8 protein-coding genes are annotated in these 13,827 nt (G+C 69.5%); 4 read left to right on the top strand and 4 right to left on the bottom strand.

Translation table 11 applies throughout. The features are described 5' to 3' along the window. Positions 1-177: 177 nt before the first annotated feature. From BCD48_RS22400 to BCD48_RS22410, 3 genes are all read right to left on the bottom strand, one after another. A complete protein-coding gene (locus tag BCD48_RS22400) occupies positions 178-549 on the bottom strand; it encodes a hypothetical protein (protein WP_071050351.1) in 372 nt (123 codons plus the stop codon). Beyond that, on the bottom strand, positions 546-3,101 hold the full coding sequence (locus tag BCD48_RS22405) for an AAA family ATPase (protein ID WP_071050352.1): 2,556 nt from the start codon (positions 3,099-3,101) through the stop codon (positions 546-548). Before BCD48_RS22405 ends, BCD48_RS22400 begins: the two co-directional genes overlap by 4 nt. A 79-nt stretch (positions 3,102-3,180) precedes the next feature. After that, the gene (locus BCD48_RS22410) at positions 3,181-3,846 is read right to left on the bottom strand and encodes a hypothetical protein (protein ID WP_071050353.1); all 666 of its coding nucleotides are present in this window, start codon (positions 3,844-3,846) and stop codon (positions 3,181-3,183) included. 271 nt (positions 3,847-4,117) lie between these two features. Between BCD48_RS22410 and BCD48_RS22415 the strand changes: the two genes are divergently transcribed. From BCD48_RS22415 to BCD48_RS22425, 4 genes are read left to right on the top strand one after another with little or no spacing between them, the layout of a single operon-like run. Beyond that, positions 4,118-6,511: a hypothetical protein gene (locus BCD48_RS22415; protein WP_131804090.1), complete on the top strand. Its 2,394-nt coding sequence runs from the start codon at positions 4,118-4,120 to the stop codon at positions 6,509-6,511. Between the two features lie 54 nt (positions 6,512-6,565). After that, a complete protein-coding gene (locus BCD48_RS22420) occupies positions 6,566-8,260 on the top strand; it encodes a class I SAM-dependent DNA methyltransferase (RefSeq protein WP_071050355.1) in 1,695 nt (564 codons plus the stop codon). Further along, on the top strand, positions 8,253-9,380 hold the full coding sequence (locus BCD48_RS47090) for a restriction endonuclease subunit S (protein WP_083419035.1): 1,128 nt from the start codon (positions 8,253-8,255) through the stop codon (positions 9,378-9,380). Before BCD48_RS22420 ends, BCD48_RS47090 begins: the two co-directional genes overlap by 8 nt. Continuing rightward, positions 9,377-12,610, top strand: coding sequence for a type I restriction endonuclease subunit R (locus BCD48_RS22425; RefSeq protein ID WP_198543352.1), 3,234 nt, complete (start codon positions 9,377-9,379; stop codon positions 12,608-12,610). Before BCD48_RS47090 ends, BCD48_RS22425 begins: the two co-directional genes overlap by 4 nt. Before the next feature lie 9 nt (positions 12,611-12,619). Here BCD48_RS22425 and BCD48_RS22430 read toward each other — a convergent pair whose 3' ends face one another. Next, the gene (locus tag BCD48_RS22430; protein WP_157910551.1) at positions 12,620-13,705 is read right to left on the bottom strand and encodes a DUF1152 domain-containing protein; all 1,086 of its coding nucleotides are present in this window, start codon (positions 13,703-13,705) and stop codon (positions 12,620-12,622) included. Positions 13,706-13,827 lie beyond the last annotated feature (122 nt).

A 13,827-nucleotide genomic window follows, 5' to 3' on the forward strand; every position in this document is an offset into this window, starting at 1 on the left:
CCTACCTCTCCCTCAAGGCCCTCGGCCGCTGTAACTCGCGCGTCCGCCGCCCGAGGCCGCCGCGAGCCGCATCGAGGCAGGCGAATTGGGGTCAGGACCGCCTGGCGAACCCCAGTATCGACTGCCTGGACGCCGCCGGTGCCGGGCGGGTCGGGTCGGGTCGACGCCTGGTGCCTGTCAACCGGTAATACGGGCGTTGAGGGCGACGACCAAGCCGTAAACGTCGTTGTGCCAGCCGCGGAGTTCGGAAGCAGTGGGAGAAAGTTCGTAAGGGTGGTAGTGGCCGGCACGGGACAGGCAGGCCCACAGATAATCGGCGCGGGCGGGAACTGTCGGGTCCAGGCCGCGCAGGATGCGGAGGCTGAGCAGCTGGGCCCGCATCGAGACCGTGGCCACGGCCGGGTGCTCGCGGTTCCACAGGTCGCGCAGCGCGTCCTCCAGCGCCAGACGCAGCAGCCAGGCACAGGCACGGGGCCACCGGCCGGCGGTGTCGGGAAAGCTTTCCCGAAGCAGGCTGTCGACCGTATCCAGGTAGCGTGGCGCGGTCACCGCAGGGCCTCGAACTTGCGGACCAGCGCGCGGGTGTCCTTGACCAGTTCCAGGTAGTCGCCGCCGTACGGCTGATGGCCGCTCACATTGGCGACCTTCAGGGTGTCCCCGTACGACGATCCCCACTGCCTGTTGACCCAGCCGAGAACACCGCTGTCCTTCGACCGGTCGAGGTGGATCGCGAGCGCCGCCCGGGTGATCGTCCTCTTCGCTTCCTCCAGCTCCTTCTCCACCGCCGGGTGGCTGGCCCCGCTCGCCAGCCGCCGGCGCCGAAACACATCGGCGCAGACGGCGTCGACAGCCGACTTGCACAGCGCGGGGATCAGCCCGGCCTTGACGTCGTCCGGAAGGCTGTCGGTGCGCGCGAGCGCGTCGGCGTCCTTGAGGCACTGCGCCGCCGGGTCCAGCGCGGTGCGCGGCTCGACGACCGACCCCTCCCGGCGGAAGACCTCGACGCGGCGCGCCATGTCGTCAGGCTTGCTGAACCGCCGGACCGCGTCCGCGAGCCGGTCGTCGTGGGTGAACACCACGACCTGGCGCTGCTTCGCCTTCTCCAGAAGGACCTGGGCGAGGCCGTCGACCTTGGCGGGGTCCATCGCCTGCACCGGGTCGTCGATGACGACGAACCGGAACGGGCTCTCGGGCCGAGTCGCCCGGGGCAGGAACATGGCGAGGCCCAACGCGTGCAGCTCGCCCTGGCTCATCACGCCCAGCGCCTCACCGCCGACCCCGTCGACCGTCGCATCGATCCGAAGCCGGCGCCGGGTGGACGTACCCTCCAGGCTGATCGGGCCGAGGTCGACGTTGCTCTCCTGCCGGAGCCTGGTCCAGATCTCCCGCAGTTGCTCGGCGAACGGAGCCAACCGCTCATCGCGAAGCCGCTTGGTCAGAACTCCGAGGAACTTGCGAGCGTTCTCGATGGTCGTGAGCAGCGGCTGCCGCTCCTGGACGGGTCGGGCTTCGGCCACCCACTCCAGGACTCGTCGCGCCAGTGGCGTCCACGCCGTCTCGATCTCCGCCAACCGAGCGGCCGCGATGGCACGCAGCGCGTCGACCGCGGCGGTGAGCGGCTGGTAGCGGCGGCCGAGCTCGTCGGCAAGCTGACCCGGGGTGGTGACCTCCCGCATCCGCGACCAGTCCCGCCAGGCGGCCAGCGCCTGGGCCGTCAGCTCGTCCAGCTCCGCGGCGGCGCCGGCCTCGGCCCGGTCGGCGGCGATGTTCGCGCGAGCGAGCGCCGGCGGGCTGTCGGCAACCAGCGCGAGTGCCGTCCGGGTCGCGGCGTCGAGGCCCACCACCGCGGCGTCGGCCTCGGTCGCGAGCCCTCGTAGTCGGTTCACCTCGGCGGTGGCGGCGGTGCGCCAGGCACCGTCGAGCGTGCCCGTCCCGCATACCGGGCAGGGGCCGTCACCGGTCGTGTGGTGATGGTCGAGCCCGGCTGTGAGCAGGGACGCGAGCCGGCGGGCCTCGGCGGCGGGGGTTCCGTCCAAGTCCGCCACCCGCTTGACCGCGGCGCGCAGGCCGTCGGCCCGCGCGGCCACGTCGGTGGCGGCTGGCACGGTGAGTGCCGCCAGGTCACGCAGCCGCGTGACCTCGTCCTCGGTCGGCCCGACGACACCGGTGACCGGGTGCACGGAAGGGCTGACGGGGCCACACGCGGCGGTCGTGGCCGCCTCCAGGTCCCAGCGGTGCGGGGATGCCTTGGAAAGCGCCTCGATAACGGTCGCGGCGCGCGGGTCGTCGGACGGGGTGAGCGCCGCGAGCAAGGCTGTCCGGCTGGGTCCGGCGGCCTTGGCCGCCGCCTTGATCGCGCTATGCGTCTTCTGCAGGCGCTGGTCGGCGTCGGTAAGATCGTCGAGCCCGAGAATCGGCGCCAACGCGTCGAAGATCTCACTGTTCGGATTGGTGATCAGGCCGCTCAGCTCGCTGTACGCGAGGAAGGGCCGGTAATCCGTCAGCGCTGTGTGCCACGCCAGCTCGGCGAACGGCCGCGGCGACTCGCTGTGGACCAGGACCTGGGTCGTTCCGGCCGTGATGTCCCTGTTGTCCGCCGGCCACTCCCGGACGACGGTGTAGCTCCGCCTGGAGCCTTCGACCGTCAGCTCCAGCTCGATGCGGGGCGCCTCGGTGCGGTGCACGTTGCGCCATCCGTCCCGCCACACCTTCCCGCGTTCCGCCCGCTCGGTCCGGTTGGTGAGGACGAACTCGGCCGCCTCGGCGAAGCTGGACTTCCCCGAGCCGTTGCGGCCGACGACGAGGACCAGCCCACGCCCTGGCTGCAGATCGAGCGTGGCGGTCGGCCCGATGCCGCGGAAGCCGCGGACCGAGATGGACTTCAGGAACACTCCCGGAATCTGGCCGGGATCTGGCCGCGCCAGGCGGAGCGGCTCGGCCCGGACGACGGCGGCGCCACCGAGCGCCCGCTCCAGTTCCTCGGCCCCTTCGAACGCGGCCAGCACCAGGTCCTTGACCTGGTCAGAAAGGCTGTCGGCCTCAATCACCGCGTCGAACAGCACCTCGTACAGCTCGTCCCGCGCGACGGTCGGCTCGGTCATCGCGGCACACTCCCTTCTTTCGCCTGCTTCTTTCACCTGATGTCGTGGTTGGGTCGGCTAATCGCGAAGGCAGGGACGGCTACTTGAGGGCGAAGAAGACACGGTTGTCGTCGAGGGCGAATGACTCCTCGACGATCCAGGCACCGCCCGCGACCTGGTCGGCGGGGACGGAGACGCACTCGTTGCCCGACCCGTTCGCACCGGGGAACATCTCGCCGAGCTCGATGAGGTCGTGCGGGACGACGCCGCAGCTGTCGTTCGGGCCGCCGCCGAAGGTGTTGCCGCCCGCGCCGTAGAACTTGATCGACAGGTTGACCCACGCCGTGCCGGACTCGGTGCCGGTGTAGGTGACCTGGACGGGCACCAGGACAAACTGACGGCCGGTCGCGGGCGGGGCGTTGAACTGGTTCTCGGCCGCGACCTGGTCGTTCGCGTTGAGGTTCGTAAGCCCGAGCGCTACTTGCCAGTCGCCGATCTTGACGGTGGTGCCGGCGAGAACCGGGTTCCGGCGGGTGCCAGGCGCACCATCGGCGGCCGCGCTGGCACCGTCGGCGGCGGCTGGCTGGCCCGATTGGCCCGACTGGCCGACGACGGTCGCTCCGTCCCCGTCCGGGTCGGAGACCGTGCACGCGGTCAGCGCCAGGGGCAGGGCCAGCCCGGCGACCAGGGCGCGGACCATGGCCCGGCCCGCGCGCGGTCGGCGCGACGGAGTGGTCATTACGGATGTCGTCGCCTGCGTGGTCATCGCGGCGCCTCCTCAGGTGTCTGCTCGGCGCCGCGGCCCGGTGACGGGTCGGCGCCAGCCGTGTGATGGACAGGCGCCGGGCGGCCCCCCGAGCCGCCCGGCGAGAGATCACGTTAGGAAGGCGACGACGAAACAGCGAAGGCATTCACTGATAACCCGGGTTATCAGATCTCAACATCGGAGAGACGCTAGATCGTCGCTATGCTGGCGGAACCCGATCAGGTGTGGCTGGCCGGGCGAACGTGCGGGCTGGAGGCCGAGAGAGATGTCGATGTCATCGGACGCATCGCTCATCTCCATGCCGGAGATAGCCGAGCTCGCGGGGGTGCGGCGGCCAGTGGTGACTACGTGGCGGCGCCGGTTCCCCGATTTTCCCGCGCCAGTGCGGGCGCCCCTCGCGCGGACCGGCTCACCGCTTTTCGAGGCCGACGCCGTCGTGGACTGGCTGGTGGCGACTGGTCATGGCGCCCGTCGGGTCGACGCCGCCGAGCTGCGGCTTTACCAGCTACGGACGCTCGCCGAGCGAATGCCCGCTCGGCTTCTGGTCGGCACCGCGACCGCGCTGATCTGTCTGCGTCACCTCGACGATGACGAATCGCTCGTCGACGGGCGGCAGGCCGACAGCGACAGCGATGGGGATGACGAGGGCCGTGCGCTGGTGGCCGGCCTGCTGGCCAGGGCGCGGCGCGTGGACCCGGACGACCGGCTACTGCTCGCCGAGGTCGAGGCCCTGCGCCCCGCCGACGCGGGCTGGCTGGTGCCCGCGGTCGACGAGCTGGTGGAGGCGGCCTACAACACGGCCGACGCGTTCGAGCGGCTGTTGGCGGTCCGGCACCGGTTCGACATCCCCGAGCTGTATGCCGAGGCGGTCGTCGGCGAGCTTGCCTGGCTGGCCGTGAAGCTCTCCGGCGTGGTGGAACGGCTCGTCGAGATCGAGGAAGCCACGCAGTCCGGCACCCTCGAAACCGGGGCGGCGAGGCCAGGTGCCGTCCGGGTCGCGGACCCGGCCGCCGGCGGCGGCGACCTGCTCCGGGCCGTTGTCGCCGCCGTCCAGCACGATGCCGAGGAGATCGGGGACGAGGGGGAACTGCGGCTTTCCGGCGTCGAGCCCAGCCGCTTCCTTGCCCGGCTGGCCCGCCGGCGGCTCGTGGTCGCCGGGCTCGCGGCGCGGTTCGTCGACATCCGCGCGTCGGCCGGACGCCGGCTGGCGGGCACCGGGCAGGGCGCGGGCAAGCCGGCGGGCTCTCGGCCGGCCAGTGGCGCGGATGTCGTCGTCACCTGCCTGCCCTTCCAGCCCGCCGAGAGCCGCGACGGGGCGGATGTGCTGGTTGCCGTGCGCGGGATCGCCGAAGGGCTGGGGCCTCGGCAGACCGCTGTGGTTGTCGGACCGGCCGAGGTGCTCGTTGACCCGCTGCCAGCGAACCGGTCGGCGACCCGCCGTCGCGACGAGTTGCTGGGGACCGGGCTGGTCGAGGCGGTGGTGGCGTTGCCGGGCGGGATGGTGCCGTACCGGCCGGGGTATCGGACCTCGCTGTGGGTGCTGCGCCGCGACGACGCCGCGCCGGCGCGTGGCCGAGTGCTGCTCGCCGACCTCTCCGACCGGGAGCTGACGGCGCAGGTCGTCGAGTCGCTGGCGGTCGACGTGACGACCTGGCGGCGTGATGGCTACCGGCCGGAGCTGCACGGGCGGACGTTTGCCAGCCAGGCGCTGATCGCCGACCTGGTGTCCGCGCCCGGCCGGCCGCCGATGGCGCTGACCGCTCCCCGGCCGGCGGGCGAGCCGACCCGCCGGGCCGCCCATGCGGTCGCCCGCGTCCGCGAGCTCGAGCACCAGCTCGCCAGGCCGGCCGACGCCAACGGAATCGGCGACGCGGCAGCCGATATTGGGGTCGAGGACGTCGGGTCCACCCCAGTATCAACCGCCTCGTCGCCCCTCATCGCCGAGCGGGACGAGCCGCGGCCGGTCCCGATCGTGTCGCTCGGGCGGCTCTCGCGCACGACCGGGCCCGACGGCCCTGTGCTGAGGATCTTTCCGGGCGCGCGGATCGCGGCAGCCGATGTCGTCGTCGGGCGTGCCGGGTCGGGACGCGGGGATCCGGTAGCCCACCCGGTTGTCGGGTCGTCAGAGCTAATCGGCGGGGCGCGACTGGGTGAGCGGCGGATCGGGCTCTATGTATTGGCCGACGGATACCCGCGGGCCGGGTTGACCGAGCCGGGCGACGTAATCGTGACCTTGACCCCGCGCTTCGGCGCTTTGGTCGATGAGGCGGGCTCGTCCGTCGTGGAGTTTCCGGCGCGGGTCCTGCGGCTGACGCCGGCTGGGCTGGAGACGATCACCCCGCACGTGCTGGCGGCGTTGCTCACCGCGGCCGCGCCGGCCGCGCGGACACCGGGTGCGGTGCGCGGGCCGCGGAAGCTCGCGGATCTCCAGATCGCGATGCTGCCCGCCGCTGTGTCCGGGCGGTTGGACACGCTGCTCGCGGCGGCGAACGCACGCCGGGCGGCGGCGCTGCGCGAGCTTGACCTGCTGGACGAGCTGGGCCGGATCACGGTGGGTGGGCTCGCGGACGGCACACTGACCCTGATCCCGCCGATACCAGCACAGCCCGCCAGTCCGCCCGCCGGCCGTAAGCGGTCCGAGGCCCGAGCCCATCCACGTTCCTGACCCTGACCCCGCCCAGTCCCAGCCCGAACCGACGTTTCACCCCCAAGGAGCACCATGCCCCCGAGGAAGAAGGCCGCCGCCGGCCCTCCGACGATGGCCGACCTGCGCGAGACGCTCTGGAAGGCGGCCGACAAGCTGCGTGGCTCGATGGACGCCGCCCAGTACAAGGACTTCGTCCTCGGCCTCGTCTTCCTCAAGTACGTCTCGGACGCCTTCACCGAACGGCGCGAGGCGATCCGCCAGGACGTCCTCGCCGACGGCGTCCCCGAGTCGCGGGTCGAGCAGTTCCTCGACGACAAGGACGAGTACCTCGGGCAGGGCGTCTTCTGGGTTCCTCGGCAGGCCCGGTGGGACGAGCTCGCGGCGAACGCGAAGAGCGCCGGTATCGGTCAGCTCCTCGACGCCGCGATGGACGCCATCATGCGGGAGGAAGGGAACGAAGCGCTGACCGGCGTCCTGCCGAAGATCTTCAACAGCCCCAGCGTAGACCAACGCCGTCTGGGTGAACTGGTCGACCTCCTCGGCGACGCCCGCTTCACCGGCCACCGACTGACCGTCCCGGCCCAGCCCAACACGGCCCCCAGCGACGACGGTGGTCTGTTCGCCGAGCCGGCGCCCGCGGTTCCGGCCGAGGCCGCCACGCGGTCTGCGCGGGACGTACTCGGCGAGGTCTACGAGTACTTCCTGGAGAAGTTCGCCCGGGCGGAGGGCAAGCGCGGCGGCGAGTTCTACACGCCAGCGAGCGTTGTTCGACTGATGGTCGAGATCATGGAGCCCTACCAGGGACGGGTCTACGACCCGTGCTGCGGCTCAGGCGGCATGTTCGTCCAAGCCGAGAAGTTCATCGACGAGCACCAAGGGCGCCGCGACGACATCTCGGTCTACGGTCAGGAGAACAACGAGCGCACCTGGCGGCTGGCGAAGATGAACCTCGCCATCCACGGCATCACCGGCAACCTGAGCGAGAAGTGGGACGACACGTTTCGCGTCGATCGCCACCCGGACCTGCGCGCCGACTTCATCCTCGCGAACCCGCCGTTCAACATGTCCGACTGGGCGCGCCTCACCGACGATCCGCGCTGGCGCTACGGCGTCCCGCCGGCCGGCAACGCGAACTTCGCCTGGATGCAGCACATCATCTCGAAGCTCGCCACGAACGGCGTGGCCGGCGTGGTGATGGCGAACGGCTCGATGTCGTCGAACCAGTCGGGCGAAGGTGAGATCCGGGCCGCGCTCGTCGAGGCCGACCTGGTCGCCTGCATAGTGGCCCTACCGCCGCAGTTGTTCCGCACTACTCAGATCCCCGCTTGCCTCTGGTTCTTCGCCAAGAACAAGACCCCGATGGGCAGCAAGGTGCTGACCGACCGCCGTGGCGAGACTTTGTTCATCGACGCCCGGAGCATGGGCACGATGGTCGACCGCACGGAACGCGTCTTCACCGACGACGATCTAGCGAAGATCGCCGGCACTTACCACGCCTGGCGCAGCACCCGCTCCGCCCGGGGCGCGGGTCTGGCCTACGCCGACGTCCCCGGCTTCTACTACTCGGCGACGACCGACGAGATCCGCACCCACGACCACGTGTTGACCCCTGGCCGCTACGTCGGCGCCACTGAGGTTGACACGTCGGGGGACGAGCCGATCGCCGAGAAGATCGAACGCCTCACCAAGGAGCTGCTCGCCCACTTCGAGGAGTCCGCCCGCCTCGAAAAGGAAGTCCGCACCCAACTGGAGCGCCTCGATGTCTGAGTGGGAGACACGAAGCCTTGGCCAGCTATGTGAACATATTACTGTTGGCCATGTCGGTTCGATGGCTTCTCGATATGTCAACTCGGGCGTCCCATTCCTGCGATCCCAGAATGTTCGAGCGGGCCGTCTCGACCTTGAGAATATCAAGCATATCCCGCGAGATTTCCATCAAGAGCTATCGAAGTCAAAGCTCCGCGCGGGAGACGTCGTCATTGTCCGTACTGGCGAGCCCGGCGCTGCCGCGAGGATTCCGGATGACTTGGGGGAAGCGAACTGTTCTGATCTTGTGATCGCGAGGCCGACGTCCACGGTCGACTCCCGGTTCCTCTGCTACGCGATCAATGTAACTGCAAGACACTACATCTCCGCCCACACCGTTGGAGCCGTTCAACAGCACTTCAATGTGGGGGCCGCGAAAAATATGCTACTTAAGGTGCCTTCATTGGCAGACCAAGCGGAGATAGTGGCAGTTCTCGGAGCACTGGATGACAAGATTGAGGTCAACGCCCAGTGTGCCAGGACAGCTAGCGAGCTTGCCCGAACCCAGTTCCAGGGCTGTAAATCTGGGTCTGGCATGGATGTGAGCCTAGGAGATCTTGTCGACCTAGTTTATGGCAAGGCACTCCGCGAGCCCGATCGCCGCGACGGCAGGTTTCCAGTGTTCGGCTGCACCGGCCAGGTCGGTTGGCATGATACTCCGCTTAGCCGGGCCGCCGGCGCCGTGGTGGGTCGCAAGGGCGCGAATGCGGGAGCCGTGTCCTGGTCTCCGCAACCCTGCTGGGTTATAGACACCGCATTCTACGTTGAACCACAAAGCACTAAAGTTACACCCGAATTCGCATACTTCCTCTTGCAAAGCGCAGGGCTGGAAGGGCTCGTTGGGGACTCCGCAATCCCGGGATTGAACCGAACGGCGGCACTATCAAGATTGGTTCCAGATTTCGATGGCGGTGTGATTAGTCGGCTCACTCATACGGTTCGCCCGTTGCTCGCGTTGGTTGATACAGCGGAGCGTCAGAATCGGACGCTAGCCGAGCTGCGCGACACCTTGCTGCCAAAACTGATGTCAGGTGAGATCCGGGTCCGCGACGCGGAGAAGGTTGTGGAGGATGTGACGTGAACGTCGGGTCGGGGGGCATGGCCGAGCAGGACTGGGAGGCCGACGCGGTCGAGACGCTCGAGGAGCTCGGGTGGGAGCACATCCCGGGGCGCAAGCTGGCGCCGGGCACCGGTGAGCGCCGCTCGTGGGCGGAGCCGATCCTGGTCGAGCGGTTGCGGGAGGCCGTCAGCCGGCTTAACCCAGACCTACTGGCGGCCACCGTCGACGACGCGGTCACGACCGTGCTCGGCGCGTCGTCCCGGGATGCGATCACGGAGAACCAGCGGCTACACGAGTTCATGACCCGGGGCATCCGCTCGGTCCCGGTGGTCGATGAGTACGGGGCCGAGGCCTGGCCGACGATCCGGCTGGTCGATTTCCGCGACCAGGTGATGAACGAGTACGTCGTCGCGAACCAGGTCCGGGTTGACGGGGACCGGACCGACCACCGGCTCGACGTCGTTCTCTACCTGAACGGCCTGCCCGCCGCCGTTCTGGAGCTGAAGAGCGCGAGCGCCGAGAGCACCGGTATCAAGGACGCGCATCAGCAGCTGATGAACTACGTGGACGCGTTGCCGCTCGCGTTCCGGGCGACCGCGCTGTTCGCCGTCTCCGACGGGGTGACCGCCCGCTACGGCACGCCGTTCACCCCGTTCAACCACTTCGCACCCTGGAACGTCGACGACGAGGGCAACCCGCTGCGCCCGCACCTGCCCGGCGGGGTGCCCGAGCCGCGCGAACTCGGCGACATCCGCTACGACGACGCCCAGGACGTCCTGCTGCACGGCCTGTTCGACCAGCGCCGGTTCCTCGACCTGCTGCGCGGCTACATCACCTTCGCCAACGTGCCCAAGACGGGCTTGGCGAAGCGGATCGCGAAGCCGCACCAGTACTTCGCGGTCAGCCGCGCCGTCGAGAAGACCGTGGAGGCGACGCGGAGCAACGGCAAGGCTGGCGTCGTCTGGCACACGCAGGGCTCCGGCAAGTCGATGGAGATGGAGCTTTACGCCTACCAGGTCAGTGTGGACCCGCGGCTGGCGAACCCGACGATCCTGGTGCTGACCGACCGGATCGACCTCGACGACCAGTTGTACGGCGTCTTCGCCCAGAGCACCCTGCTGCCCGGCGCCCCCACCCAGATCGCGACCCGCGACGATCTGCGGGCGGAACTGTCCAGCCGGGCGACCGGCGGCATCCTGTTCAGCACTCTGCAGAAGTTCGGCCTCACCCCGGCGGAACGGGACGCCAAGCGGTCCCATCCGCTGCTGTCGAACCGCACGAACATCATCATCATTGTCGACGAAGCGCACCGCAGCCACTACGACGATCTCGACGGCTATGCGCTCCGGCTGCGCGAGGCCCTGCCCAAGGCCACGTTCATCGCCTTCACCGGCACGCCGATCTCGGAAGCCGAGCGCAACACCCGGAAGATGTTCGGCGACTACATCGATGTCTACGACCTGACCCGCGCGGTCGAGGACGGAGCCACGGTCCGCGTCTTCCACGAGGCCCGGATCATCCCCGTCGAGCTTCCCGACGGCATGGACCCGGAGATGATCGACGACGAGGTCGCCCTGATCACGACCGGTCTGGACGACGCGGAGAAGGAACGGCTCCAGCGCCGGGTCGCGGTGCTGAACGCGCTGTACGGCGCGCCCGCCCGACTGAGGACGCTCGCCGATGACCTGGTCAAGCACTGGGAGCATCGCTCCGAACAAATGCGCCCGCTCATTGACGGCCCGGGCAAGGGAATGATCGTCTGCGCCACCCGGCAAATTTGCGCGGACGTCTACCGGGAGATCGTCGCCCTACGCCCCGGCTGGCACGACGACGCGGCCGACAGAGGGAAGATCAAGGTTGTCTACACCGGAAGCAGCGCGGACAAGGGCGAGATCTTCAAGCACGTCCGCCGGCCGGCGCAGAACAAGGCGATCCAGCAGCGGCTCAAGGACCCGAACGACCCCCTGGAGCTGGTGATCGTCCAGTCGATGCTGCTCACCGGCTTCGACTCGCCGCCGCTGCACACCCTCTACCTGGACAAGCCGATGCGCGGTGCCGCGCTCATGCAGGCGATCGCCCGGGTCAACCGCACCTACCTGAACAAGGACGCCGGCCTGCTCGTCGGCTACGCCCCGCTCGTCGACCGCCTGCGCGAGGCACTGGCCGAGTACACGGGCGAAGACCAGGCGAACGAGCCGCTCGGCCGCGATATCGACGAGGTCCTCGGCAAGGTCCGCGACCTGCACGACGTCATCGTCGCCATCCTCCACGGCCACGACTGGCGGGCCGCGCTGGCCGCCGGCACCAAGACCGCGTACAAGGACGCTGTGCTCGGCACCGTCGAATACCTACGCGACCCGACCACGCCGGAGAACGTCGCCACCGAGGAGGGTGGCACGCTCCCGCTGGCCGCGCGGTTTCGAGACAGGGCGTCCCAGCTGGAACGGGCCTACGCGCTGTGCTCCGTCTCCGGCCAGCTCGACGACCTGCGCGCCGACATCGCGTTCTTCCAGGCCGCCCGCGTCTGGATGGCCAAGATCGACGCCGAGGAGCGGCGCGCCGCGGGCAAGCCGGTACCCGACGAGATCGAGATCCTGCTACGCCAGCTCACCGCCGAGACGATCGACGCCGGCCTGCCCACCGACATCTACGAGGCCGCCGAGCTGGACCGTCCCGACCTGTCCAACCTCGACGAGGCATACCTCGCGCGGATCCGAGCGTCGAAGACCCCGAACCTGGCGATCGAGGCGCTGCGCCGGGCGATCGAACAGACGATGCGCGCCGTCACGAAGCACAACGTCGTCCGCCAGCGCAGCTTCTCCGAGCGGTTGGCCGATCTGATGAACCGCTACCGCCAGCAGCACCTCACCTCAGCCGAGATCCTCGCCGAGCTGGTCAAGATGGCCAAGGACGTCAGCGCCGACGCCGACCGCGGCAAGGACTTCACCCCCGCGCTCTCCTACGAGGAACTGGCCTTCTACGACGCCGTCGCGGACAACGAATCTGCGATCACGGAACTCGGAACGGACAAGCTCGCCGACATCGCCCGCGACCTGGTCATCCAGGTCCGCAAGGGCGTCACCGTCGACTGGGCCGCCCGCGACGACGTCCGCGCCCGCCTCCGCAGCACCATCAAGCGCCTCCTCGCCCGCCACGGCTACCCGCCCGACGCCGAGCAGCGCGCTATAGACCAGGTCCTCGATCAGACCGCCCACTTCGCCGAAGACTGGTCCACCGAAACGAATCGCTGACCAACCGGATCAGCTGGTTGGCCAAAGGGGTAGCTGTGGCTGGTCCGTGTCCGACGGGCCAACGAGGTGCTGTCGATGCAGCGCGCGGATGTCGCCCGGGCTGACGTCGAGAACTTCGGCCAGGCGGCGGAAGGCCAGATAGGCGACGCCCCGGGCCCGGGCATCGACGCAGTACTTCTCGGCCTCCCGCAGCAGGGTGGCAGCCGACCTGGCTGATCGCGACGAGCGCATTGCCGCCGCCTTCTTACGCTCGTAGTCGATCTCCGAGAAGCCCCGGACGCGTCGAATGACTTCCTCCGCCTCATCCAGGGTCGTGGTGTCGGCGAGCGCGGCGACGTACGGCGCGTTCTCCGCGAGGGAAGTCAGACCGACGACATGGACCTCGGCGCTACGAGGGCCGAGGTCAAGGGCCAGGCCCTGGTCACGGATCTCGACTCGGCCGCGGATGCCGAGGGCAGACGCGACACGAAGGGCTGTCACCTCGCTGGGATGCCAGGCGAGCAGGGGCACCGCGAACTCGACGTCTGACCTGGTCAGTGTGGTGAGGTGGCGGCCTCCCAGCGCGGCGACGCGGCCGAGCACCTCGGTTTCGGACAACTCGCCGTCCAGGCCAGGCCCGGCGGCGAGGACCTTGACCGGCACTGGCATTCCCAGGGCCGCGGCGGCAACCAACCCGTCGGCCAGTGGGCTTCGCAGTCCAGGCTCGTGGCCCGAGGCCATGACGTCACCGCCGACGTCGACGATCCACACCTCGTCGGCCGCGGTCACCTCGATCTGTTCGGCCAGCTGGCGGTGGAGGCCACCCGCACCGCCAGCCGGGTCAAGAAGGATGAGGCGCGCGGACGACTCGCCGGCGAGTCTTGGCAGCATCGACCGGCCGGCGGGCACGGTGTCGCTGGCGGGGGTGATCTCGTGGCTATGCCGGCCGGCGGCGAGCAGGCCGGTGAACCCTTCTGGCCCGCGTGGCCCTGGCAGTGGATCGACCCGCAGCCGTTCCCAGGCGTATGTGAGCACGACGGGCGGCGGATCGCCGGACCGAAGGGCGCGATGCACCATCGCCGCCGCGAGCGCATCGCCGCCACCACCAGCTGCCACGAGCAGCACACCCACGGCGTGAAGGCTACGCGGAGATCACCCCGGTCCCGCGGAACGCGGAGATCACCCCGGTCCCGCGGAACGCGGAGATCACCCCGGTCCCGCGGAACGCGGAGATCACC

It is taken from the genome of Pseudofrankia coriaricola (genome assembly GCF_001854805.1).
GTDB lineage: Bacteria > Actinomycetota > Actinomycetes > Frankiales > Frankiaceae > Pseudofrankia.